Source organism: Pseudooceanicola sp. DL12 (assembly GCF_056270665.1).
In genome coordinates, this window is the sequence record NZ_CM149884.1 from 1224909 (window position 1) to 1249580 (window position 24672).

Below are 24672 nucleotides of genomic sequence, written 5' to 3' on the forward strand. Positions count from 1 at the left end.
CTCACAGGGGCATCACGTCCTGTTGACGCTGCGCGATAGGCTTTGTGTTGCGGCGGGTTCCCTCTACATTAGAAAACAAAGACACGCTCTGTCCGCCTCCGCTGGCACCTCCATGGGCAGATATATGAATCTTCAAAAGGAAGGAGACTTGGGAATGAACAGACAGGCAATGGTCCTGCGATCCCAGACGCCCTCAGGCCTCAAGGCTGCCGCCCTCGCTGCGGTGACCGTGATGCTGCTGATGGCGCAGGCGATCTCGGCCCGCGCGCTGCCCGACAGTTTCGCCGACCTGGCTGACAAGATCAGCCCCTCGGTCGTCAACATCACCACCTCGACCACCGTCACGGCCAGCGCCGAGGACGCGCCCATGGTGCCCGAAGGCTCGCCCTTCGAGGATTTCTTCCGCGAGTTCCAGGACCGCAACGGCAACGGCGGTGAAGCCCGTCCGCGTCGCAGCCAGGCGCTCGGCTCCGGTTTCGTCATCTCCGAGGACGGCTATATCGTCACCAACAACCACGTGATCGAGAACGCCGACGAGATCCAGATCGAGTTTTTCGACGGTCACACCGAAGATGCCACCCTGGTGGGCACCGACCCCAACACCGACATCGCCCTTCTGAAAGTCGACACCGACGAGCCGCTGCCCTTCGTCACCTTCGGTGACAGCGACACCGCCCGCGTCGGCGAATGGGTGGTTGCCATGGGCAACCCGCTGGGTCAGGGCTTCTCCGTTTCGGCCGGTATCGTTTCCGCCCGCAACCGTGCGCTCTCCGGCACCTACGACGACTACATCCAGACCGACGCCGCCATCAACCGCGGCAACTCCGGTGGTCCGCTGTTCAACATGGACGGCGAGGTGATCGGCGTGAACACCGCCATCCTGTCGCCCAACGGCGGCTCGATCGGCATCGGCTTCTCGATGGCATCGAACGTGGTCAAGAACGTGGTCGACCAGCTGAAGGAATACGGCGAGACCCGCCGCGGCTGGCTGGGTGTCCGCATCCAGGACGTCACCGACGACATGGCCGAGGCCATGGGCCTGCAGGACGCCAAGGGCGCCATGGTCACCGATGTGCCCGACGGCCCCGCCAAGGATGCCGGCATGGAAGCAGGCGACGTGATCACCTCCTTCGACGGTGTCGATGTCACCGATACCCGCGAACTGGTCCGTCAGGTCGGCAACTCTGCCGTGGGCAAGACCGTCCGCGTGGTGGTCTGGCGCAATGGCACGGAAGAAACGCTGAAGGTCACCCTTGGCCGTCGCGAGAACGCCGAAGCCGTGCCCGCCGCCCAGACGCAGGACATGCCTGCAGAGCCGGAAACCCTCGACCTGATGGGCATGTCCGTCAGCGAGCTGACCCCGGACCTGCGCGGCGAGCTTGACCTGGGCGATGATGTCACCGGTGTCGTGGTGACCGATGTCGACGAGATGTCCGACGCCTATGAAAAGGGTGTTCGTGCCGGTGACCTGATCACCGACGCCAACCAGGAGAAGGTGACGACCATTGCCGAGCTGCAGGAGCGCGTCTCCGACGCCGCCGATGCCGGTCGCAAGTCGGTCCTGCTTCTGGTGCGTCGCGGTGGCGATCCCCGCTTCGTGGCCCTGCCGCTCGACAGCAGCAACTGAGGCACCCGCCTGTCCCGGCCCCGGCCGGGACAGCAGGCCCGATGAAAAAGGGGGGCGTCCCGTGCGGGGCGCCCCCTTTTTCGTGTGCGTTATCCAGTGTCCTTGGGGCCCAGTGTCTTTGAGACCCGGTGTCCCTGGGGCCCGGTGGCCGGGTCAGTCCCCGGTCGGGCGGTCGATGGGGGCGAGGCCCAGGCTGCGCGCCGCGGCCAGCGAGAGCGTGCCGCTGTCGAGCCCGAGCGGCGCCTGGTAGGCGCGCACCGCGGCCTCGGTGCCGGGGCCGCCGCGGCCGTCGACCGGCCCGCCGTAATAGCCGCGCGCCTTCAGCGCCCGTTGCAGCGCGGCGGTGAAATCCTCGACTTCGTCCGCGGGGCAGGGCACCCGGAACCAGAGCGGCGCCCCGGCCTCGGTGCCCTTCGGCAGCGGTGCAAAGAGCGCGCCCTGGCCACGGGGCGCGGCTTCCGCCGGCACCTTGTCGTCGGCCCAGCAGAGGCCCTCTGTCGCGGCGGGTTCGCTCAGGGCGAGGGTGGTGACGCTGTCGGGGCCTATCGCCGGAAAGGGCGGCAGGTCGGGGGTGACGGTACAGCCCGCCGCCGCCAGCGGCAGCAGCAGGGCGATCAGGGCGGGGCGGATCCGGGGCGGCTGCATGGCATTCCTCTGGCAGTTTCGGCGCCAGTCTAGGCCCTGGGCCGGGCTGTTGAAAGCCGGCCGCGATCACGGATCTGCGCGCGGTGCCGCCCGTTCCGCCGGTGCCGCCCGTTCCGCCGGTCCCGGCTGTATCGCCGGCGCGGGCTGCAGCAGCGTGTCGAGCAGCCCGGAGATGTCCTCGACCTGTTCGGCGATCACATGGGCCACGCCATGGGCGCGCTGCACCCGCCCGGTGATCCGCAGCATCCGCCCCGAGATCACCGCGCGGCGGAACTGCTTGAACCGGTCGCGCCAGACGATCACGTTCACCACCCCGGTCTCGTCCTCCAGCGTCAGGAAGACCACGCCCTTGGCGGTGCCCGGACGCTGGCGCAGGATGACCAGCCCGGAGACGGTCACCCGCGCGCCCTCGGGCGGGCGCAGGATCAGGCAGGCGGGCAGGCTGGCGGGCGGACGCGGCCAGACATGGGGCGGCGCCCGGTCATAGCGCGCCTGATCCCAGCCGGGGGGGCGAGTCTCTTCCGGCCCCCGGGCGCCGGGAAGCCTGTGCGGAGCGGTGGCGCCATCGGCGCCGGCAGAGGCACCGGCAGAGGCGCCGGCAGAGGCAAGGGCCACTTTCATGGGCATTCTCCACGGACAAGCGAAACATGATGAGAACAAAGATAGAACATACGTCGGGTTTCGCAAGCCTGCAAGGCGCTCCGGCCAAAAGGGGCTGGAACGGCGGCGGGCGGGGATATAGGTAGCGCCCGAGAAATACTGCAGGATGAATGAGAAGCTCATGGCCAAGATCACCTACATCGAGTTCGGCGGCAAGGAACATGTCGTCGACGTGCCCAACGGACTGACCGTGATGGAAGGCGCGCGCGACAACGGCATTCCCGGGATCGAGGCCGACTGCGGCGGCGCCTGCGCCTGCTCCACCTGCCACGTCTACGTGGCCCCCGACTGGGTCGAGAAACTGCCCGCCAAGGACGACATGGAAGAGGATATGCTCGACTTCGCCTACGAGCCCGATCCCGTGCGCTCGCGCCTGACCTGCCAGATCAAGGTCACCGATGCGCTCGACGGCCTGGTCGTGCAGCTGCCCGAAAAGCAGATCTGATGCGCCGGGGCGGGGCAGGACCCGGGCAGCTGCGGCCTCTGGCCCTGCGCCCGGCGTCCGGCCCCGCCTGCCGCGGCATCCGCCCGGGGCTGCGCGCCCTGGCGCTGATGCTGGCGGCCTGCGTCGCGCCGCTGACGGCCACGGCCGCCGAGCGGATCGACCACGCCGCCTATACCGATCCCACCACCCGCTATGACCACGGCATCCTTGGCGATGCGGTGGAATACGGCACCCTGTCGCTGACCCTCGACAGCGGGCTGACCCGGCAGTTCCGCCTGCCCGAGAGCCTGGTCTTCGAGGATATCGCCCCGCGGCTGGCCGATCTCGATGGTGACGGCGCCCCCGAGGTGATCGTGGTGGAAAGCAGCCTGACCCGCGGCGCCCGCCTCGCCGTCTGGGGCCCCGAGGGCCGCATCGCCGCCACCCCGCACATCGGCCGGGCGCATCGCTGGCTGGCGCCGCTCGGGGCGGCCGACCTCGATGGCGACGGCCGGGCAGAGCTGGCCTATGTCGATCGGCCGCACCTGGCAAAGACCCTGCAGATCTGGCGCTATGCCGGGGGCAACCTGACGCCGGTGGCCAGCGCGCCCGATGTCACCAATCACCAGATCGGCTGGGATCACATACCCGGCGGCATCCGCCGCTGCCCGGGCCAGCCGCCCGAGGTGATCGCCGCCGATGGTGCCTGGCGTCGGGTGATCGCCCTGCGCCTTGCGCCCGACGGAGAGATCAGTCGCCGCGACCTGGGCGCCTATGCCGGCCCCGAGAGCCTCTCTCCGGCCGGCGCCCCCTGCTGAAGAGACCCCTGCCGGGGAATCACGACATCGGCGGCACCTGGTCCGGGTGGATGCCTTCCGGGCGGGGGCCGCCCATGGTCCAGATCAGGAAGGGCAGGGTGATGATGGGAAAGGCCTCCAGCCGCCGCAGCGGCCAGAACCGCCAGGTCAGCACCGCGCCAAAGATCTTCGTGGCGGCCAGGAAGGGCAACAGCATCAGCAGCAGGGGCAGCCGGTCGTAGTAGGTCAGGAAGGACAGCCCCGTCAGCAGGATCCCGATGCAGAGTACCACAACCCCCAGCGCAAAGAGCCGCGTGCGCCGCGGCCCGGCCTCCTCCATGCGATAGGTCAGCTCGGGGCGCAGCTCTGCCAGCCGCGCCGAGAGCGCCGAGATCAGGCCGAAGAACTGCCCCTGGTCCGCATCCGGCGGGGCGCTGCCGGATGTCGACATGGTCACCTGCAGCCGTGCGGCCTCGCTGTCGGTCATCACGTCGAAACGCATGATCTTCAGCCCGCCGGTACGCAGCTGGATCAGCGCGGTCTCGCGCACGTCGCGCAGGGCAATTGTCCCGCCGGGGCCGGTGATGCTGTCCGCGGACAGCGTCCATTTCTGGGCCCGCCGCAGGCGCGCCGGACGAAAGGTATAGGTGACGTCTGGGATCGGGAGCGCGCGTGTCATTGCGCCGCAGGTTACGGAAAGCCGTCTTTGGTGCAAGCAAACTTGCGTGTCGCCCTATGGTTGCGCGACACTCCACCGATCTGTGCATGTTGAAGAGGCCTTTCCCTTTGGAAACAGGCCTCTTCGCGGCGTCAGCCCAGGATGCGCCAGCCGATGTCGCTGCGGCAGAAGCCCTCGGGCCAGTCGAGCGCCTCGGCCATGGCATAGGCGCGGTCGCGGGCCTGCTGCAGGGTTTCGCCGCGCGCGGTCAGGTTCAGCACCCGCCCGCCATTGGCCAGGATCTTGCCGCCCTCGGCCCTGGTGCCGGCGTGAAAGCACATCTGCGTCGCGGTTTCCGGCAGGGCGTCGAGGCCACCGATCACGGTGCCCTTCTCGTAGTTGCCGGGGTATCCCCTGGCCGCCACCACCACGGTCATGGCGTGGTCGTCGGCCCAGTTCACCCGCGCCTCCGACAGGCGCCCCTCGGCGGCGGCATGCATCAGGTCGAGCGCCTGGGCGCCCAGCCGCAGCATCAGAACCTGGCATTCCGGATCGCCGAAGCGGCAGTTGTATTCCACCAGCCGCGCCTGGCCGTCCTTGATCATGAAACCGGCGTAAAGGACGCCCTGATAGGGCATGCCGCGCTTCACCATCTCGTGCAGGGTGGGGCGGATGATCTCTTCCATGGCGCGTTCGGCAATGGCGTCGGTCAGCACCGGGGCGGGGGAATAGGCGCCCATGCCGCCGGTGTTGGGGCCCTCGTCGCCGTCAAAGGCGCGCTTGTGGTCCTGGGCGGTGCCGATGGGCAGGGCATCCTCGCCGTCGCAGAGGATGAAATAGGAGGCCTCTTCGCCCTCCATGAACTCCTCGATCACCACCTCGGCACCCGCGGCGCCGAACTCGCCGCCGAACATGTCGTCGATGGCGTCCAGCGCCTCGGCCTCGGTCATCGCCACGATCACGCCCTTGCCCGCGGCAAGGCCGTCGGCCTTGACCACGATCGGCGCGCCCTGGGCGCGGATATAGGCCTTCGCGGCCTCCGGCTCGTCGAATTTCGCATAGGCCGCCGTCGGGGCGCCGGCTGCGTCACAGATCGCCTTGGTGAAGCCCTTGGAGGCTTCCAGCTGGGCCGCCGCCTGGCTGGGCCCGAAGGTCAGGATGCCGGCCGAGCGCAGGGCATCGGCCACGCCGGCAGCCAGGGGCGCCTCGGGGCCGATGATCACGAAGTCGATGCTGTTCTCCTCGACGAAGGCCACCACCGCGGCACCGTCCTCGATGTCGACCTGTGCGCATTCGGCGATCTGGGCGATGCCCGCGTTGCCCGGCGCGACGATCAGCTTGTCGCATTTCGGGTTCTGCATGGCCGCCCAGGCCAGGGAATGTTCGCGCCCGCCGCCGCCGAGAATGAGAATGTTCATGATGCCCCTCAGGTGCCTGCTGCCGTTCCGGCGGGGTTTAACGGCGCCCGGGCCGCCCGTCCAGCGTGCAAAGCCGGCGGGCAGGTTTCGTGGCGGGAAACGCGCCGGTTTCAGGCGCTCTTGCGGGGTCTCACCCGGCGCGGCCGGGGCGCCACCTTGGCCTCGATATGGGCCATGATCAGCGCCGCGATGTCCTTGCCGGTGGTGCGCTCGATGCCTTCCAGCCCCGGCGAGGAGTTCACCTCCAGCACCTTTGGCCCATCGTCACCGCGCAGCAGGTCCACGCCGGCCACGTCCATCTTCATCGCCCGCGCCGCGCGCAGGGCGGTGTCGCGCTCGGCGCGGCTGATGCGGACCGCCTCGGCCGTGCCGCCCTGGTGCAGGTTCGAGCGGAAATCATCGGGTGCGCCGCGGCGGCGCATCGCGGCCACCACCTTGCCGCCCACCACGAAACAGCGGATGTCCTCGCCCGCGGCCTCCTTGACGAAGCTCTGCACAAGGAAATCGGCCTTCAGCCCGCGGAAGGCCGAGATCACGCTCTCGGCGGCCTTCTTCGTCTCGGCCAGCACCACGCCCTTGCCCTGGGTGCTCTCCAGCAGCTTCAGCACCAGCGGCGCGCCGCCCACCAGCGCGATGACGTTGCCGCTGTCCTTGGGGCTGCGGGCAAAGGCGGTGGTGGGCATGCCGATGCGGTTGCGCGCCAGGATCTGGTGCGCATGCAGCTTGTCGCGCGACATGGTGATGCCCTCGGACCCGGTCAGGCAATAGGTGCCCAGGCTCTCGAACTGGCGCACCACGGCGGTGCCGTAATTGGTGACAGAGGCGCCGATGCGCGGGATCACCGCGTCGTAATGGGGCAGGCGGCGGCCGTCGTAATGCACCTCGCCGCCCATGGCGCGGATGCTCATGTAGCAGCGGGTGGTGTCGATCACCTCCATGGTGTGGCCGCGCGCCTCGGCGGCCTCGATCAGCCGGCGGGTGGAGTAATTGTCGGGCTCGCGCGTCAGCACGGCCAGCCGCAGCGCCCGGCGGTGCTGCTTCAGCCGCGGCGTGTCGCGATAGGCGTCATAGGAGAGCTCGGGCTGCTGGAAGCTCTGGCTCGGGCTCACGATCATGTCCTCGGAGATCGCGCTGCGGCCCAGCAGCATGCGATAGGCCATGCTGCCGCGGTCGGTCAGCGTCACCTCGATGGGCCAGCTCTTGCCGCCCATCTCGACCGTGGTGCCGATGACGAAGCGCAGCTCGGTCTCGCCGTTCGAGGAGGTCACCTCGCGGCGGTCCTTCAGCGGCGCCGAGCAGATGATCTCCAGCGCGTCGTCATGCGGGTCGGGATGGATGGCAAAGCGCACCATCGGCTTGTCGTCAGAGCCAAAGGGCTCGATGGCAAAGGCGTGCAGCGCCGAGGTCTTGGCGCCGGTGTCGACCTTGGCGCGAATCGCGGGCAGGCCAAGCTCCGGCAGGCTCAGCCATTCTTCCCAGCCGAGGGTGAATTGGGGCATTCTTTCGTCCTTTTCCGTGCCCTTGCACGGTGTTGTCGCATGCGGATCTCCGCCGCGGCGGCGGGGCCGGCGACGTTCTCGTCGCGGCCGTCTCTATCCGGGCAGTGTAACAAGCAGCCCTTAGGGCCGCGAGGGCGCCGGGGCAATCGGCAAAAGCGGCCACCGGCGGGGCGGCGCTCTGCCGCTTGGCGCCCGGTTTTGCATCCGACCTGCGCATTCATCGGGCACGCGCCGGACCGGTGTTGCCGCGGGGAAACGGAATGGCGGCGCAGGAAAGCAAAAGACCGGCCAGCGGGGCAGCTGGCCGGTCTGACGTCCACCGTCCTGAACCCTGTTCGGGGCCGGCCTATTCCAGCCAGTTCTTGTAGATCTCGCCGTCCTTCATGATCAGCACGAAATTGGTCTCCGGATCCGAGATCAGCGACAGGTCCTCCAGCGGATTGCCCTGCACCAGCACCAGGTCGGCATAGGCGCCCGGTTCCAGCACGCCCGGCCGTCCCTCGCGATAGGGCAGGCGCGGGCCGGACAGCGCCAGCACCTCGGCATTGGTCGAGGTCGCCATCTTCAGCACCTCGTATGGGCTGAACCACCGCTCCATCTTGGCCAGGAAGGCGTTCTGCTTCCGGGCCAGTTCGGCGTCGAAGAGCATGTCGGTGCCAAAGGCCATCTTCACGCCGATCTCCCTGGCGATCTCGATGGATTTCGTGGTGCCGTCCGTCACGTCGATGAATTTCTGCGTGCTGACCGGATCGTTGAACGAAAAGGCATCCTCGTCGTTCAGGATCGGCTGCACCGACAGCCAGACGTCATTGTCCTTCATCATCTGCAGGGTTTCGCGAGAGAGCAGGTTGCCATGCTCGATCGTCTTGACGCCGGCCTCGATCGCCATCTGGGCCGCCGCATCGGTGAAGATGTGAGAGGCCACATAGGTGTTGTAGGTTTCGGCGACCTCCACGAAGGCCTTCAGTTCCGGCATCGTGTACTGGCTGACGTCCAGCGGATCATAGACCGAGGAAACCCCGCCACCGCCGGAGATCTTCAGGAAGGTCCCGCCCATGCGCATCACCTCGCGGGCGCGCAGCGTCACCTCGGGCACGCCATCCGCCGTCAGCATCAGCCCGACGCGGTTCCAGTACCAGAGCGAGTCGCCCGGGTTCGAGGGGACGTCCTGATAGGAGCCATAGTCGAAATGCCCGCCGGTCTGGCTGATCGGCGGCCCGGCGGCGATGATGCGCGGCCCCACCAGTTCGCCGGCGTCGATCATCTTCTTGGTGGCAAAGGGATTTCCGCCCACGTCGCGGACACTGGTAAAGCCCCGCATCAGGGTCTCTTCCGATCCCATCGCGCCCCGGATGGCGATTTCGAGGATGTCGCCCGTCACGACGGTGCTCTGCGCCGAGCAGCAATATGAGGTGTGCCAGTGAACGTCGATCAGGCCGGGGATCATCGTCAGGCCCGTGCCGTCGATCACGCGGCCACCGGCAACGGCCAGATCCTCCCTGGAGATCTCGGAGATCAGCTTGCCGTTGATCACCACGTTGGCGTCCTCGATCAGCGCCTCGTTGACCCCGTCAAACACGTTGACATGGGTGATGAGGATCGGACCGTCCTGGGCAAAGGCGGCAGAACTCGCCAGGCACAGGGCCGAGGCCGCGGCGAATGTCCGTATGAAAGTCATTTCAAGTACCCCCTTTAGGGTGCGTATTGTAATTCAGCACACCTTTTTTTGGGGGGGCGTTGCAATGGCGGGATTGTAAAAACATCGCGTCAACGCCCCGCTGATCGGCATGTTCTTCCGCCAAGGCCTCTCGACGGGGATGGCCTGCGGATCGACGCTCATTCCCACCCGTAACGGTTGCGCGGGCTTGCCGGGCACAGCGCGGGGTGCAAGGCTCTACGTATTGATACGTAAATCCCTTTCCCGAGCGGAGAGCCCATGCGCCCGTCCTCCAGTCCGTCCCCCAGCCTTTCCTTGCCGTCGCTGTCCGCTGCCCTGATGCTGGCACTTGCGGGCGGGGTCACCCTTGCGGGGCAGGGCGCCGCTGCACAGGAGTGGAGCTATCAGACCTACGAGGACCCGGGCCGCTATCGCTCCGCCCAGCTGGTGCGCCACGACGAGCGGCTGGCCTTTTACTGCGGCGAGGTTCTGAATGACGAGGCGGGCCTCTGGGAAGAGCTGATCTTTACCGCGCCGGGCCACGTCAACCTCGTGGTCAGCGAGGTGCTGATGGGCCCCTATGGCCTCGACGTGCCGGACCCGCAGACGGTCGGCGCCTTCGGCATGGGCCGGAATATCGCCGCGCCGCCCTTCTACTTCGATGTCATGGGCGGCACCGGCTGGTTTGCCGACCTCAAGGAAAACAGCGATATCCTCAGCGCCGCTGCCGGCGGGGCCGAGGTGGTGCTGAAACCGCAGCAGGGGGCAAAGACCTTCTCGATTCACGGCACCGGCCTGTCCGAGGGGATGACCCGGCTGCTGGGCTATTGCGGTGAACGTCAGGCCGCAGGCACGGACACCGCCGCCACCGTTCCGGCAGCGCCGGCCCCCGCCGCGCCGGCAGAGGGCGCGACGCCCCCCGCCGAGATCGACCCGGCCCTGGCGGCCCGGGCGCAGGAACTGTTCCGGACACATTGCGCCGGGGGCGATTTCACCGTTGGGCCAGAGGATTACCGGATGCTGGACGTGACCGGCGATGGTCAGGAAGAGCTGCTTGTGACCTATGATACCCTGTCCTGCACCTCCGGCCTCTTCGCGGGTCAGACCCCGCCCGCCTGTGCCGGAGAGATGTGCCGGGTCGACATCCTGACCCGGGAAAACCCCGATCCGCTGATCCTCTATGCCGCGTCACTGCGCCCTGCGCCGGACAGGCCCGGCGACATCCTGCTGGGTCTGGACGAGGCCTCCTGCGTCTCGATGGACCTGGGGGCGGGCTGTGTGGCGCGGATGCGCTGGGTCTCGAACACCTTCGGCACCATCGGCATGGAGTAGCCCCGGCCCGCCGGCCCCCCGGTTTCCCACTGGAGGCCCGTGGCCCCGCCGTTTATGCTGGGCCGAAAGACCAGAGGGGGCAGACGTGGACCTGTTCGAGGATGACGCGCCGGACGCCGGCAAGGATGGCGGCAAGGGCAACGCACCGGAATTCACCGTCTCGGAGATTTCCGGCGCGGTGAAAAAGACCATCGAGGGCAATTTCAGCCACGTGCGCGTGCGCGGCGAGATCGGCCGCGTGTCGCTGCCGCGCTCGGGCCATGTCTACATGACGCTGAAGGACGACAGCGCCGCCATCGACGCGGTGATGTGGAAGGGCGTTGCCGCGCGTATCGAGACCCGGGCCGAAGAGGGGCTCGAGGTGATCGCCACCGGGCGGCTCACCACCTATCCCGGGCAGTCGAAATACCAGCTCATCATCGAGGACATGACCCCCGCCGGCATGGGCGCCCTGATGGCCATGCTGGAAAAGCGCAAGCAGATGCTCGCCGCCGAGGGGCTCTTTGCCGCCGAGCGGAAAAAGCCGCTGCCCTTCCTGCCAGAGGTCATCGGCGTGGTCACCTCGCCCTCGGGCGCCGTGATCCGCGACATCCTGCATCGCCTGCGCGATCGCTTCCCGCGCAAGGTGCTGATCTGGCCAGCCGCCGTGCAGGGCCGCAACTGTGCCGCCGAGGTCGCCCGCGGCATCGCCGGCTTCAATGCCATGACCCCCGGCGGCGCGCTGCCCCGCCCCGACCTGATCATCGTCGCCCGGGGCGGCGGTTCGCTCGAGGATCTCTGGGGCTTCAACGAGGAGATCGTGGCCCGTGCCGCCGCTGCCTCGCAGATCCCGCTGATCTCTGCCGTGGGCCACGAGACCGATACCACGCTGATCGATTTCGTCTCCGACCGTCGCGCGCCCACGCCCACCGCCGCCGCCGAACTGGCCGTGCCCGTGCGCGGCGAGCTGATGGCCTGGGTCGCCGAACAAGGCGCCCGGCTGACCCGCTCGCAGACCACGGCGCTGGAACAGCGCGGCCGCTGGCTGCGCGACCTCGGCCGCGCCCTGCCGCGGCCGCAGACGCTCACCGAAAACGCCCGCCAGCGGCTCGACTATCTCTCGGATCGCCACGCCCGCTCGCTCAACGACCTGGTCCAGCGCCGCCGCATGGCCCTCTCCGGCCATGCCGGCAGCCTGCGCCCCGCCGTGCTCAGCCGCCGGGTGGCCGACGAACGCCGTCGCCTGGATGGCCTCTCGGCGCGCCTGGCCCCCGCGCTGGCCCGCGTTGTCACCGCAAGGGGCGAGGCGCTGGGCCGGCGCACCGACCGGCTCTCGCCGCAGCTGATGCAGCGCGACCTGACGCGCCTGCGCGACCGGCTCGCGGCCCTCGACCGCATGCACGAGACGCTCGGCTACAAGGCCACGCTGAAACGCGGCTACGCCCTTGTGCACGACGAGAACGGCAAGATCCTGCGCGACCGCGACGCCGCCGCTGCCGCCGGGGCGCTGACCCTCGAATTCGCCGATGGCAAGCTGGCCGTCGGCGCCGGAGCCCCGGCACCGGACACGCCTCCGCAGGCCGCGAAACCGGCTGCCAAGCCGAAGAAACCCGATCCGAAACCCGATCCGGAAGCCGGTCAGGGCTCGCTCTTCTGAGGGATCAGACGCCCACCTCGGGGCCCTTGCACTGCATCGGCTGATCGGCGTCCTGGATCTGGTAGAGCACCGTCTGGCTGCCTTCCCCCTGGAAGGTGGCCGTCAGCTGACCGTCCTGCAGGTAGAAGGCCCAGCACTGCGGATCCGGGGTGCCCTCGTAGACGAAGCAGATGTTGCCCGCCTCCTCGAACCACCGCCCGTCCTGGCAGTCGCCGTCCAGGAAGGACCAGCGCACCCGCTGATCGGGCAGGTATTCCTCCACCCCGTAGGCCGCGCCGTTGGTGCCATAGTAGAAGGTCTTGCCGCGCGAGAAGGCATCGAACTCGGCCCCCGTCATCGGGCTGGCCGCGGGCACCGACGTGCCCTCCTGTGCCCGCACCGGCAGGGCGGTCACCACCGGCAGGGCGCTCAGGCAGAGGGTCAGGAACAGGGCGGGGGAAGAGGGCAGGCGCGTGATCATGGGGCGACAATGGCAGATGGCCGGGCCTGCGCAAACCGCAAACCCTGCGGCATTCTCTCAATCCTGGTCAACTTCTTGCGTGGCGGCCGCGGGTGCCGCCGCGGGCGGCAGCGGATCGGCCCGGTCGATCCGCGCGCGCCAGTCGGCCACATGCGGATCCATCACCCGCCGCCACAGCCGCGGCGAGAGCGCCAGCGTTGCCATCACCGGCAGCGAGCGCGGCAGGATCGGCATGCTTGCCCTGTCGAGCTGCAGCGCCGGATAGAGGCGGCCGGGATGCAGGTGGTGATCGGAATGGCGCGGTGCGTTCAGCATCATCGCCGAACTGGCGGCCTGCGGGGCGTTCCAGCTGTGCTGCGGGCCGGCGGGCTCATAGCGGCCATCCGGGCGCAGGCGGCGCTGCAACCCGTAGTGCTGCACGTAATCGGCCTGCAGGATCTGCAGCTGCACGAAGCCGCAGACCAGCATCCAGATCACCAGCCCCCGCAGCCCGCCCAGGGCCAGTGCCAGCAGGCAGACCCCGAGGCCGACCGCGAGGTATTCCAGGTAGGGGTTGCGCCAGGCTGGCCGCCCGGCGCGGGCCAGGTCGCGCACCTCGGCACGGTAGCCCTCGACGAAGGAGCCCGTCCAGGCCCGGCCCAGGTAGCGCCACAGCCCCTCGCCGGGGCGGGCGCTGTTGGGATCGCGGGGCGTGGCCACCCAGACGTGGTGCACCTTGGGATGGGCGCTGGCGTGCTGGCCGAACAGGACCGAGGCATAGGTCAGCCGCCCCAGCCGCCGCAGGCGCCGTGCCGGGCGGTGGATCAGCTCGTGCGCATTGGGATGGGCGACCTGCCCGAACCAGACGCCATAGGCCGAGGCCATGGCCCAGAGCGCCCAGCCGTGATGGCGCGGCAGCGACCAGAGCAGCAGCACGACGAGACAGAGGTGGATCACGCCGAGCGCACCCGAGAGCCGCTCTCCGGGGTCGAAATCGCCCTCCGGATCGGCATTGCGCCAGTCCGGCGGCAACACCCGGTCGAGCACCGCGACAAGCACCGTCAGCCAGAGAAACACCAGCCAGATCCAGCCGCCGCCGAGCAGGCTCGCCGCGATCAGCAGCGGCACGGGGATCAGCGAGGCGATGGCGAAACGGATCATGCGGGGTACTCCTCGGGGCAGCTAAGGTTGCCGCCCGCACCCTGTCAATCGGATCAGGCGCCGCGCCTGTGGCCGAAAGGCCCGCAAAAGCCCGCTCACCCCTTCCATAGCGGGGGATTTGCGATTACCTCTGCCTCAACAGAGTTGGGAGCTGGCATGGCGCTTTTTGGCAAACTTCGGGACCGCCTTTTCAAATCCTCTTCGAAGCTCGAAGAGGGGCTCGACGCGATCGTCGGGGATGGTGGCACGGCCGACGAGACGCCCGACCCGCAACCGGAACCCGCACCTGCCCCGGCACCCGACATCCCCGAGCCGCCGCGGGAAACCCCGCCGGCCCCGGAACCGGACCTGCCTCCGCAGCCCGAGCCCGAGCCAGAGCCGGAACCCACGCCGATCCCGCAGCCCGAGCCGGACATGCCCGATCCTGCACCGCAGCCGGGCCCGGCCCCCGATCTGCCCTCGCCGGGCCCGCTCGAGGTGCCCCGGCCGGCGCCCGACATGGTGCCCGTGGCGCCCCGAGAGACGCCTGCGCCCGCGCCGATCGAGATGCCCGCCGGCACACCGGATGAACTGCCCGGCGACCTGCCGCAGCAGCGCGGCGGGATCATGTCGCGCCTCTTTGGCCGCGAGCCCGCGAAACCGGTGGTGCGCCGCGCCCTCGACGACGACATGCTGGAACAGCTCGAAGAGCTGCTGATCGCCTCCGACATGGGGGTGGATACCGCGCTGCGGGTCACCGCCAACATGGCCGAGGGCCGTTATGGCCAGCGCCTCTCGACCGAGGAGATCAAGACGCTGCTCTCGAACGAGGTGACCCGGATCATGGAACCGGTCGCCCGCCCGATGCCGCTCTACCCGAAGAAACCGCAGGTGGTTCTCGTGGTGGGGGTCAACGGCTCGGGCAAGACGACCACCATCGGCAAGCTCGCCTCGCAGTTCAACGCGGCCGGCAAGAAGGTGATCATCGCCGCCGGCGATACCTTCCGCGCCGCGGCGGTGGAACAGCTCGAGGTCTGGGGCAACCGGGCCGGGGTGCCGGTGATGAAGGCCGATCAGGGGACGGATCCCGCCTCGCTCGCCTTCGATGCCATGACCCGCGCCGAGGCCGAGGGCGCCGACCTGCTGATGATCGACACCGCAGGCCGGCTTCAGAACCGCGCCGACCTGATGGAGGAACTGGCCAAGATCGTTCGGGTGATCCGGAAAAAGGACCCTTCCGCGCCGCACAACACGCTGCTGGTACTGGATGCGACGACGGGGCAGAACGCGCTGAGCCAGGTCGAGACCTTCCGCAAGCTCGCCGATGTCTCGGGCCTCGTGATGACCAAGCTCGACGGCACTGCCAAGGGCGGCGTGCTGGTGGCGCTGGCCGACAAGTTCGGCCTGCCGATCCATGCCATCGGTGTCGGCGAACAGATCGACGATCTCGCTCCCTTCGATCCGCAGGATTTCGCCCGCGCGCTGACCGGCCTCGACGCCTGACGCCCGGGCCGGGCAGGGGGCTCTGCCCCCGCCTCCTTCGGAGACTCCCCCGGGATACTTTTCGCCAGATGACGAGGGCGCCGTGGCGCTCCTTCATCTGGCCGGAAATATCCCCGCCGGAGGCTCCGGGGCGCGCGCGCGCCGCGCGGCCCGGATTTCGCGGATTTCGCACCGTCGTAATACCGACGCGATACCGACGTAATACCGACGTTAGAATCGGGCCTTTTCAGGCACTTGAAGACATTCATTCTTGTGAATTCGAAGCAGGTATTCGGGCCTCTGAAAAGCGGCCTGGGCAGGATGCAACCGACCTCCGGAGACCCATGCAAATCCTGCCAGAGATATGATCCGTCGCTCCGTGACGGGCCTGAACCTTCCATCCGGGGGCCTCTGCCCTACCGGGCGCCTGGGGCGCTTCGGAGAGGTCTTCAGGCCGGCGCCACATAGCCTTCGCGCCACCGCCGTTTAGACGCAAGTTGTTGTTTTATGGCTGCATTGCGACCTTCTCATCAGGGCGCCGGTGACGTCTGGCGCCAACGATGGTGCCCTTGCGCTCCGCCCGGTTCTGCCCCCGTTCACTTTCCGCGCCTGGTTCTCCCTGCTGGTCAGTTCGACTTTCCGGCCTTCGTGACGATCCGGTCGAGGACCCTTGAAATCCGGCCCGAACGGCGCGATCTGTTGCGCAATGGCCTGCTCGTCGCCCCTGTGGCCCATGCTTCCTTCGGGTCGCTCATACCGGTCAGGCGGTTGGACCAAATGGGCGCGGCCGCGGTACTGCGGGACATCCCGACCGTCCTTGCCGCACCCAACGGCTGGCTCGTGCTGAAAGCGGCCCGGGGGACGCGTCGCGTGGCATTGATGACATTGATCGCCCAAGGTGCCGTGGTAGTAGAGTTGGGCGGATGACACAGGAGAGCCACGTGGCCGACAATTCCATGCCCGAGAGCCGGAGCGGCAAGACGCCCGCGAAGGGGCGCAAGATCAACCCGATGCTGAAAATGGGCCTGGAGCTTGGCCCGATCATATTGTTTTTCATCGGTTATATCCTGGTTCGGGATCAGACGTTCACCATTGGGGGGCGGGCCTATGATGGTTTCATCGTGGTCACGGCGGGCTTTATCCCGCTGATCCTGATCTGCACGGCGATCCTGTGGAAGCTGACCGGGCACCTCTCGACCATGCAGATCGTGACGGCGGTGCTGATCACGGTGTTCGGCGGACTCTCGGTCTGGCTGAACGACGAGCGTTTCTTCAAGATGAAGCCGACTCTGATCTACCTGATCTTCGGCGTTGCGCTGGCGATCGGGCTCTGGCGCGAGGAGAGCTATCTCGAGTCGGTGTTGGGCGATGCGATGCCGATGAAACGCGAGGGCTGGATGATCCTGACGAAACGCCTTTGCCTCTTCTTCTTTGCCCTGGCGGTGCTGAACGAGATCATCTGGCGTACGCAAAGCACTGATACCTGGGTCTATTTCAAGACCTTCGGGTTGAGCGCCGCGGTGTTCCTGTTCTTCCTGACGCAGGGCAAGCTGATACAGACCTACGGGGTCGATCGCGACGAGGAGCCCGACGCCGACGGTTGAGGGCGGGACGGCACCAGAGATTTCAGGGGGCTCCGCGCGGGGCCCCCTTTTCGTTTGTCCCGGCAGGTGGGGATGTTCATGTGAATATTCATCCTATGCTCATTTTCTGACCAGCCGGCGCAGGCGCTGTTGAATATGTGACCGGGAGTGATCTTCCGTGAGAAAATCATGACGTTCCGGAAAATTAACGGTAATTTTCATGTTAAGGAGCCTGCATCCGGCACGTGTCGGCGAGGCAGGCACCCTCGACCGTGCACAGACGCGGAACGCAACAGAGAGGTCTCATCCCAATGTCCAACAAAGCACTTTTCCCGGCCGCGATCCTCGCGGCCTTCGGCCTGGCCGGTGCGGCCGCGGCCGAAGACCTGAAACTCGACCTGCAGTCGGCCTGGAACCTGACGCTGCCGGCCTCCGGCCAGAACGCCCAGCACGTGGCTGACGAGATCAACGCCATGTCCGACGGATCGATCGAGATGAAGGTCTATGACGCCGGCAAGCTGGTACCCCCGCTGCAGATCTTCGACGCCGTCCAGCAGGGCACGCTCGACGCCGGCTATACCTCGCCGCTCTATGTCGCCGGCCGCTTTCCCGGTGTGCAGCTCTTCGGCGGCGTGCCCTTCGGCCCCGATGCCATCGACTACATGGGCTGGATCTACAACGGCGGCGGCCTCGACATCTGGCGCGAAATCTATGCCAGCCAGGGCGTTGTCCCCGTGCCCTGCGGCGTGATGGATAGCGAGGCCGGCGGCTGGTACACCTTCCCGATCGACAGTGTCGAGTCGCTTCAGGGCAAGAAGGTGCGCTTTGCCGGCCTGGCGGGCGAGGTCATGGCAAAGATGGGTGCCTCGATCGTGCTGCTTTCGGGCGGCGACATCTATCCCAACCTGGAACGCGGCGTGATCGACGGCACCGAGTTCTCGATGCCGGCGATCGACGTGGCCATGGGTTTCGAGGACGTGGCCGATTACTACTATCTGCCCGGCTGGCACCAGCCCGCGGCCTTCAACGAGCTGATCATCAACAAGCGGGTCTGGGACGACATGTCCGACGCGCAGCGCAACATGATCGAGACCGCATGCCGCGAGACCAACCTCTGGTCCCTGACCTCGACCGCGCAGGGCAATGCCGAGGCCATCGAGAAGTTCAAGGCCGCCGGTACCCAGATCATGGAGTTCCCCCCGGAAGTCCTGGCCGCCTTCGAGCAAGCCACCGGTGAGGTGATGGCCGACATGTCCGCCGAGGATCCCCAGTTCGCCGAGATCTGGACATCGCTGCAGGATTACCTTGCCACCACCAGTGACTGGTCGGACTACCGCTGACCCCTTTCCGAGAGATCGGACCGGGCCCGTGCGGGCCCGGTCCGTCAAGCAAGACCATCACAGCTCCCCAACAGAAATGGGTCCGCCATGACCATGCTTTCGGTGGCGTCCTGGATCGACCGGATCGCCGCGCGGATCGGCAAGATCGGGTCACTTGTCCTGCCGCTCCTCATCCTGACCATCTGCGTCAATGTCTTTCTCCGCTACGTTTTTTCCATCGGCCTGATCCAGCTCGAGGAACTACAGTGGCACCTCAATGCGCTGGTGGTGATGTCCTGCATGGCCTGGGCCTATCAGACTGGTGATCACGTGCGCGTAGATGCCTTCCATGCGCGGTTTTCCCCGATGGCAAAGGCCTGGGTCGAGCTGTTGGGCGTGATCTTCCTGTTCCTGCCGTTCACCTATCTGGTGTCGAAGAACGCCTGGACGATCTTTTCCTATTCCTGGGCTCTCAAGGAGAGCTCTCCCATGCCCTCTGGCCTGCCGGCGCGCTATGTCGTCAAGTTCGTGATGGCCGCGGGATTCTCGCTGCTGACGCTGCAGGGCATCTCCATCGGGCTGCAATCGCTCGGCCAGATCCTGCGCGGAGGGCGTGCCTGATGGATGCTCTCGCGATCTTCGTGATGTTCTCGACCTTCATGGTGCTGCTCTTCTCGGGCTATCCAGTGGCCTTCGTCCTGGGCGGTACGGGGGTTTTGTTCGCCGCGATCGGTACCCTGATCGAGCCCTTCGACGTGGTGCCCGACGTGGCCGAACTGCGCATGGTGGGCTTTGTCGCCAACCGGGTTTTCGACACGCTGTCGAGCTATTCGCTCGTGCCGATGTCGATGTTCATCTTCATGGGCTTCATGCTCGACCGTTCCGGCATCGCCGAGAAGCTGCTCAAGGCGATGCGCCGGGTGCTTGGCCCGATGCCCGGGGGGCTCGCCATCGCGGTGGTGCTGATCGGCATGGTGCTGGCGGCCTCGACGGGCATCATCGGGGCCTCGGTGGTCCTGCTTGCCACCATCGCCCTGCCGACGATGTTCGAGGCCGGCTATGCGCGCTGGCTGTCGCTGGGCACGGTCGGTGCGACCGGCTGTCTCGGCATCCTGGTGCCGCCCTCGATCATGCTGGTGGTCATGGGAGATCAGCTGCGTATCCCGGTGGGCGACCTCTTCATGGGGGCGATGATTCCCGGGGCGCTCCTGGCGTGCAGTTTCATCCTGTTCATCGTCATTGTCGCCCTCGTCAAACCCTCGGTCATGCCGGCCTACCGTCGGGAACAGACCGAAAGCGGCAAGAGCGCATGGTGGGAATTCCTCAGCGCGCTGGTGGCGCCGCTTGCCCTGGTCCTGGCGGTGCTCGGCTCGATCGTTGCGGGCATCGCTTCGCCAACCGAGGCCTCGGGGATCGGCGCGGCGGGGGCCTCGCTGCTGGCGCTGGCCAACCGCCGGCTAAGCTGGGCCGACGTCAAGGACGTCTGCTATCGCACCGGCCGGACCACGGCCTTTCTCTATGCGCTGATCTTCGGGGCGTCCTGCTTTTCGGTCGTGTTGCGCGGTTACGGCGGTGACGAGGTTATCGAGAACGCCCTGCATGCGTTGCCACTGGGGCCCTATGGGCTGCTTGCCTTCATCATGCTGGTGATCTTCGCGCTCGGATTCTTCCTCGACTGGATGGAGATCGTGCTGATCGTGGCGCCGCTGGTGATGCCGGTGCTGACGGTCTCCGGGTTCGATCCGGTCTGGGTGGCGATCCTGATGGCACTCTGCCTGCAGAGTTCCTTCCTCACGCCGCCGGTCGGCATGGCGCTCTTCTATCTGCGAAGCTCCACGGACGGGGTAAAGATGTCCGACATCTACAAGGGGGCCATCCCCTTTGTAGGGCTGCAATTGCTGACGCTGATCATCGTGGCGCTGTTCCCGGCCCTGGCGTTGTGGCTGCCGAACGTCGGTGGCTGACATCATGGCCTCTCCGCGCCTTGTCGGGCGCGGAGAGGGGGCGTTCCGCGAATCGCGGCGCGTGGCAAAATGGGCCCCGTCTACAGGGGATGTGATGCCCTGCCGCTCGCGCAGCGGCGGAAGGCTGCGCCTGTCGCGTGTTCGGGGCGAGCCGGTTGCAATTCCTCCGCGCGCTGCAGTGCCGCATTTGTTCAGTAAAACGCTGTTTTCATCGGATCTGGCTGGCAAGTGCATGCAAAGGTATGCAATATGCGCATGTCAGGAATGCGGCCTCTCACAAAGCTGGCGACGCCCCCCTCTTTTCATGCAATTTATCGCATGCAGGGCCGGGGCGCAGCAGGTGACCGGGTTTCTGACCATGGGGCGATCCGCATGGGGTCGCCAAGGAGGATAAGACATGAACCAGCGTATCGCCAATTCATCCCTACGCGCCCGTATCATGAGTGCCGAGGATGCCGCCGCGCTGATCCGCAACGGTGAAACCATCGGCATGAGCGGCTTCACTGGCTCCGGCTATCCCAAGGCCGTGCCGCAGGCCCTGGCTGCCCGGATCGAGGGCGAACATGCCCAAGGTAAGCCCTTCCGCGTCAAGGTATGGTCCGGCGCCTCGACCGGCCCCGAGCTGGATGGCGCATTGGCCAAGGCCGACGGGATCGAATTCCGGCTTCCCTACAACTCGGATCCGATCGCCCGGCAGAAGATCAATGCCGGCGAGATGAACTATTTCGACATGCACCTGAGCCAGGTGGCGCCGATGGCGTGGCAGGGCTTCCTGGGCAAGCTTGACGTGGCCGTTGTCGAGATCGTCGGCATCACGCCCGAAGGCGACCTGATCCCCTCGGCCTCCATCGGCAACAACAAGACCTGGCTTGATCTGGCCGATCGCGTGATCCTCGAGGTAAACTCCTGGCAGAGCCACCACCTGGACGGGATGCACGACATTTACTACGGCACCGCGCTGCCGCCGAACCGTGTGCCGATCCCCCTGGTGAAATCCGATGACCGCATCGGTCAGCCCCACTTCAGGATCGACCCCGAGAAGATCGTGGCCATCGTGGAAACCGATGCCCCCGACCGCAACGCGCCCTTCAGCCCGCCGGATGCCGTGGCCAATGCCATCGCCGGCAACATCATCGAGTTCCTGGAGTGGGAGGCCAAGCGGGCCGGCCTGCCCAAGAGCCTTCTGCCGATCCAGTCGGGCGTGGGCAACGTGCCGAACGCGGTCATGGCCGGTCTGATCGAGGCCCCGTTCGAGCAGATGACCGCCTTTACCGAGGTGATCCAGGACGGGATGCTCGACATGATCGAGGCCGGCACCCTGCGCATGGCGTCGGCGACGGCCTTCTCGCTCAGCCCTGACAAGGCCGAGTATTTCAACAGCAATGCCAAGTATTTCTCGGACAAGCTGCTGCTGCGTCCGCAGGAGATCTCGAACCACCCCGAACTGGTGCGGCGCCTGGGCGTGATCGCCATGAACGGGCTGATCGAATGCGACATCTATGGCAACGTGAACTCGACCCATGTGATGGGATCGCGGATCCAGAACGGCATCGGCGGCTCTGGTGATTTTGCGCGCAACGGGTATCTGTCGATTTTCGTCACGCCCTCGACGGCCAAGAACGGCGCCATTTCCGCGATCGTGCCTCAGGTCGCCCATGTGGATCACATCAACCAGGACGTTCAGGTCGTGGTCACGGAATTCGGTCTCGCCGATCTGCGTGGCCTTGCGCCGCGGCAACGGGCGGAAAAGCTCATCTCCACCTGTGCGCACCCGGATTACCGCGACATGCTCTGGGATTACTATCACCGCGCGCTGGCAAGTTCCTTTGGCAAGCATGCCCCGAACATCCTGAGCGAGGCGCTGAGCTGGCATCAGCGTTACATCGATACCGGCTCGATGAAACCCTGAGGCCCACAGCCGGGGAGGGCGGTGCAAACTGCCCTTCCCACAGGCAGTGGCGGAGGGTCCATCGCTTCCCTTGTCCCGTGCGAATGCGGGACCTCTGGCCGATGCGTGCCGGATCCTCTAATTTGACCTGCACGGCGGGGTTTCCTCGCGGGATATGACCTGACAGGCAGGGCCAATGAGCACAGCAGAAACCAAAAAGACCGACGGCGATGCCATGGACGGGGCAGCGATGTCCCTGTCCGCGATCCGGACCCACATGAAGCAAAACTGGCCCTTCTACTGGGTCAGTCGGGTCAACGCGCGCTACATCCAGGCGCTGGAAAAACGGTTGAAGCCGATGGGCATCGACATGCCGCGCTGGCGTGTCCTGATCTCGCTCTACGAGGAAGAGTTCCTGTCGGTCTCCGAGATCTCGGAGTTTTCCACCATGCGGCTGAACACGACCACCAAGGTGGTGCAGCGCATGATTGCCGATGGTCTTGTCGTCACCCGCGTCAGCCCGCGCGATGGCCGTGTGACTGAGGTTTGCCTGACGCCAAAGGGCGATGCATTGCGGGCGCGTGCCCTTGAAGAGGCCAACAACGTCTTGGCTCTCGGCTTCGTCAATGTCTCCGACGAGGAGATGGCGGCCCTGAACAAGACCCTCGAGAAGGTCTTCAACCAGCTTGGTGAAGACTGAATCTTCCTCGGTTGGATATGCAAGGGCGGGCCGTGACGGGCCCGCCCTATTCGTTTCTGCTGCTGGGTTCAGACCTCCAGAACCAGCCGCTTGCCCTTGGCCCGCGAGCAGCAGGCGCAGATCATCTCGCCTTCCTCGCGTTCTTCCTCGGTCAGGAACTGGTCGCGGTGGTCGATCTCGCCCTCGAGTACATCTGTAACGCAGGTGCCGCAGACGCCTTCCTCGCATTTCACCTCGATCTTCACGCCTGCCTTGGCCAGCGCCTTGGCGATCGTGTCATCGGGTCCGACGGTAACGGTCACGTCGCTTTCCGAGGCATAGACCTCGAAGCTTTCGCCGGTTACGTCGACGTCTGCACTGAAGTACTCGCGGTGGATATGGTCGTTTGCAAAGCCGCGCTTCTCGGCCTCGGCAATGACCCAGTCCATGAAGCCTTGCGGGCCGCAGACATAGATATGCGCGCCGCTTGCGGGGTCCGGGAGGTCGCGTGCCGGGTTCAACTTCTGCTCCATGTCCAGGTCGTCATGGTGCAGACGGACGTGGCCTGCAAAGCCGCTCGCGTCGATCTCATCCAGGAAGGCCGTGACTGCTGCCGAGCGCGTGCAGTAATGGAGCGTGAAGGGCGCGCCCAGGGCATGCAGACGCCGTGCCATGGCGATCATCGGCGTCACGCCGATCCCGCCGCCCAGAAGGACGCTCTCGGGTGCGGCCTCGGTCAGCGGAAAGTGGTTGCGCGGGCCTTCCACCTCGAAACTCACACCAGGTTTCGCGATCCTGTGCAGGGCTTCCGACCCTCCCCGGCTCTCCGGATCCTTCAGCACGCCAATCTCGTAGAACGCGGTTTCGGCCGGATCGGAGCAGAGCGAATACTGCCGCCAGAGATCCAGGTCGCCATCCTTGATCCGGATGTCGAGGTGGGCGCCGGCGGTGAAGGGGGGCAGGGGGCTGCCGTCGGCAGATTTCAGGCGCAGCCGGGCAATGTTGCCCCGCTCGTCGGTGCGGGTGTCCAGCACCAGCGTCATGGTTTTTTCTTGGGGAGCAGACATATCGAGACTCATCGCATGTAGAGGCCGCCGTTGACGTCCCAGCAGGCGCCATTGACGAAGAACGCCTTGGGGTCGGCCAGCATCACCACCATTTCGGCGATGAAGGCAGGGTCGCCCAGCTTGCCGACGGGGATGTTCTTAAGGAAACCATCCATCTTCTCGGCCGGCACGATGTCATGCACCATGGGGCTGTCCATCGGGCCGGGAGAGATGGCGTTGCAGGTGATCCCGAAGGGGCCCAGATCGCGGGCGAATACCTTGGTCAGCGTCATGATCGCGCCCTTTGATGCCGCATAATGCGCGCCCGTGGCGGTGCCGCCGTTCTGCCCCGCGAGCGACGCCATGTTCACGATGCGGCCATAACCGCGTTCCTTGAAATGACGGCCAAAGGTCTGGCAGCCGGCAAAGCAGCCGCCGGCATTGGTGGCCATGATGGCGTTGAACTCTGCCGGATTAATGTCCAGCAGGGCCTCGGCCTTGGTGCGGGCAGCGTTGTTCACCAGCACTTCGACAGAGCCCCAGCGTTCGACGCATTTGTCGAGCACGGTCTGGAAATCTTCCGGTTTCGACACGTCCAGCGTGGCCGTCACGGCGGTTTCGCCGGCGAGATCGAGCTCGCTGGCGATTGCGGCTGCGGGCTCCGGATCGACATCGGTGATGACGACCCGGTAACCGGCCTTGTGCAGCGCGCGGGTGATCACGGCGCCAACGCCCCGTGCCCCCCCGGTGATGACGGCGGTCTGGATCTTCTCTGGCAA

22 protein-coding genes are annotated in these 24672 nt (G+C 66.6%); 12 read left to right on the forward strand and 10 right to left on the reverse strand.

Annotation, left to right across the window (positions count from 1 at the left end):
• Nucleotides 1-154 precede the first annotated feature (154 nt).
• Entirely contained in the window at nt 155-1627 is a 1473-nt protein-coding gene (locus AC0WR5_RS05695; RefSeq protein ID WP_475867586.1) for a Do family serine endopeptidase, read from the forward strand.
• A gap of 153 nt (nt 1628-1780) precedes the next feature.
• Here AC0WR5_RS05695 and AC0WR5_RS05700 read toward each other — a convergent pair whose 3' ends face one another.
• A complete protein-coding gene (locus tag AC0WR5_RS05700) occupies nt 1781-2272 on the reverse strand; it encodes a peptidoglycan-binding domain-containing protein (RefSeq protein WP_475867587.1) in 492 nt (163 codons plus the stop codon).
• Nucleotides 2273-2338: 66 nt separating this feature from the next.
• Nucleotides 2339-2713, reverse strand: coding sequence for an OB-fold nucleic acid binding domain-containing protein (locus tag AC0WR5_RS05705; protein WP_475868904.1), 375 nt, complete (start codon nt 2711-2713; stop codon nt 2339-2341).
• Nucleotides 2714-3053: 340 nt separating this feature from the next.
• Between AC0WR5_RS05705 and AC0WR5_RS05710 the strand changes: the two genes are divergently transcribed.
• The gene (locus tag AC0WR5_RS05710; protein ID WP_475867588.1) at nt 3054-3377 is read left to right on the forward strand and encodes a 2Fe-2S iron-sulfur cluster-binding protein; all 324 of its coding nucleotides are present in this window, start codon (nt 3054-3056) and stop codon (nt 3375-3377) included.
• A complete protein-coding gene (locus AC0WR5_RS05715) occupies nt 3377-4174 on the forward strand; it encodes an FG-GAP repeat domain-containing protein (RefSeq protein WP_475867589.1) in 798 nt (265 codons plus the stop codon). The genes AC0WR5_RS05710 and AC0WR5_RS05715 overlap by 1 nt, the downstream gene beginning before the upstream one ends.
• Before the next feature lie 19 nt (nt 4175-4193).
• Here the strand turns inward: AC0WR5_RS05715 and AC0WR5_RS05720 are convergent, their stop codons facing one another.
• The 4 genes from AC0WR5_RS05720 to AC0WR5_RS05735 all read right to left on the reverse strand — a co-directional run bounded on the left by AC0WR5_RS05720 (nt 4194) and on the right by AC0WR5_RS05735 (nt 9406).
• On the reverse strand, nt 4194-4832 hold the full coding sequence (locus AC0WR5_RS05720) for a hypothetical protein (protein WP_475867590.1): 639 nt from the start codon (nt 4830-4832) through the stop codon (nt 4194-4196).
• Between the two features lie 131 nt (nt 4833-4963).
• Nucleotides 4964-6229: a phosphoribosylamine--glycine ligase gene (purD, locus tag AC0WR5_RS05725; protein ID WP_475867591.1), complete on the reverse strand. Its 1266-nt coding sequence runs from the start codon at nt 6227-6229 to the stop codon at nt 4964-4966.
• A 110-nt stretch (nt 6230-6339) separates the two neighbouring features.
• Complete coding sequence (gene rimK, locus AC0WR5_RS05730; protein WP_475867592.1) at nt 6340-7728, reverse strand: 30S ribosomal protein S6--L-glutamate ligase; 1389 nt, start codon at nt 7726-7728, stop codon at nt 6340-6342.
• 346 nt (nt 7729-8074) lie between these two features.
• Entirely contained in the window at nt 8075-9406 is a 1332-nt protein-coding gene (locus tag AC0WR5_RS05735) for a metal-dependent hydrolase family protein (protein WP_475867593.1), read from the reverse strand.
• A gap of 318 nt (nt 9407-9724) precedes the next feature.
• Between AC0WR5_RS05735 and AC0WR5_RS05740 the strand changes: the two genes are divergently transcribed.
• Nucleotides 9725-10717, forward strand: coding sequence for a hypothetical protein (locus tag AC0WR5_RS05740; protein ID WP_475867594.1), 993 nt, complete (start codon nt 9725-9727; stop codon nt 10715-10717).
• An 85-nt stretch (nt 10718-10802) separates the two neighbouring features.
• On the forward strand, nt 10803-12353 hold the full coding sequence (xseA, locus tag AC0WR5_RS05745) for an exodeoxyribonuclease VII large subunit (protein ID WP_475867595.1): 1551 nt from the start codon (nt 10803-10805) through the stop codon (nt 12351-12353).
• A 4-nt stretch (nt 12354-12357) separates the two neighbouring features.
• Here the strand turns inward: xseA and AC0WR5_RS05750 are convergent, their stop codons facing one another.
• Together AC0WR5_RS05750 and AC0WR5_RS05755 are read right to left on the reverse strand one after the other, a co-directional pair.
• Entirely contained in the window at nt 12358-12813 is a 456-nt protein-coding gene (locus tag AC0WR5_RS05750; RefSeq protein ID WP_475867596.1) for a hypothetical protein, read from the reverse strand.
• A gap of 57 nt (nt 12814-12870) precedes the next feature.
• Nucleotides 12871-13953, reverse strand: a complete 1083-nt coding sequence (locus tag AC0WR5_RS05755; protein WP_475867597.1) for an alkane 1-monooxygenase — start codon at nt 13951-13953, stop codon at nt 12871-12873.
• A 156-nt stretch (nt 13954-14109) separates the two neighbouring features.
• Between AC0WR5_RS05755 and ftsY the strand changes: the two genes are divergently transcribed.
• The 7 genes from ftsY (at nt 14110) to AC0WR5_RS05790 (ending at nt 22868) form a co-directional block, all read left to right on the forward strand.
• A complete protein-coding gene (gene ftsY / locus AC0WR5_RS05760; protein ID WP_475867598.1) occupies nt 14110-15435 on the forward strand; it encodes a signal recognition particle-docking protein FtsY in 1326 nt (441 codons plus the stop codon).
• A gap of 935 nt (nt 15436-16370) precedes the next feature.
• A complete protein-coding gene (locus tag AC0WR5_RS05765; RefSeq protein ID WP_475868906.1) occupies nt 16371-17018 on the forward strand; it encodes an inner membrane-spanning protein YciB in 648 nt (215 codons plus the stop codon).
• Between the two features lie 290 nt (nt 17019-17308).
• Nucleotides 17309-18337: a TRAP transporter substrate-binding protein gene (locus AC0WR5_RS05770; protein ID WP_475867599.1), complete on the forward strand. Its 1029-nt coding sequence runs from the start codon at nt 17309-17311 to the stop codon at nt 18335-18337.
• An 87-nt stretch (nt 18338-18424) separates the two neighbouring features.
• Nucleotides 18425-18937 carry a TRAP transporter small permease subunit gene (locus AC0WR5_RS05775; RefSeq protein WP_475867600.1) on the forward strand — a complete coding sequence of 171 codons (513 nt, stop codon included), beginning with the start codon at nt 18425-18427 and terminating at the stop codon, nt 18935-18937.
• On the forward strand, nt 18937-20280 hold the full coding sequence (locus AC0WR5_RS05780; protein WP_475867601.1) for a TRAP transporter large permease: 1344 nt from the start codon (nt 18937-18939) through the stop codon (nt 20278-20280). The genes AC0WR5_RS05775 and AC0WR5_RS05780 overlap by 1 nt, the downstream gene beginning before the upstream one ends.
• A 397-nt stretch (nt 20281-20677) precedes the next feature.
• Nucleotides 20678-22189 (forward strand): acetyl-CoA hydrolase/transferase family protein, encoded by a 1512-nt coding sequence (locus AC0WR5_RS05785; protein ID WP_475867602.1) that lies wholly within the window; start codon nt 20678-20680, stop codon nt 22187-22189.
• Nucleotides 22190-22364: 175 nt separating this feature from the next.
• Complete coding sequence (locus tag AC0WR5_RS05790) at nt 22365-22868, forward strand: MarR family winged helix-turn-helix transcriptional regulator (protein WP_475867603.1); 504 nt, start codon at nt 22365-22367, stop codon at nt 22866-22868.
• 68 nt (nt 22869-22936) lie between these two features.
• On the opposite strand, the gene AC0WR5_RS05795 is transcribed toward AC0WR5_RS05790, so the two are convergent.
• Complete coding sequence (locus AC0WR5_RS05795) at nt 22937-23890, reverse strand: PDR/VanB family oxidoreductase (protein WP_475867604.1); 954 nt, start codon at nt 23888-23890, stop codon at nt 22937-22939.
• A 32-nt stretch (nt 23891-23922) separates the two neighbouring features.
• Nucleotides 23923-24672: an SDR family NAD(P)-dependent oxidoreductase gene (locus tag AC0WR5_RS05800; protein WP_475867605.1), complete on the reverse strand. Its 750-nt coding sequence runs from the start codon at nt 24670-24672 to the stop codon at nt 23923-23925.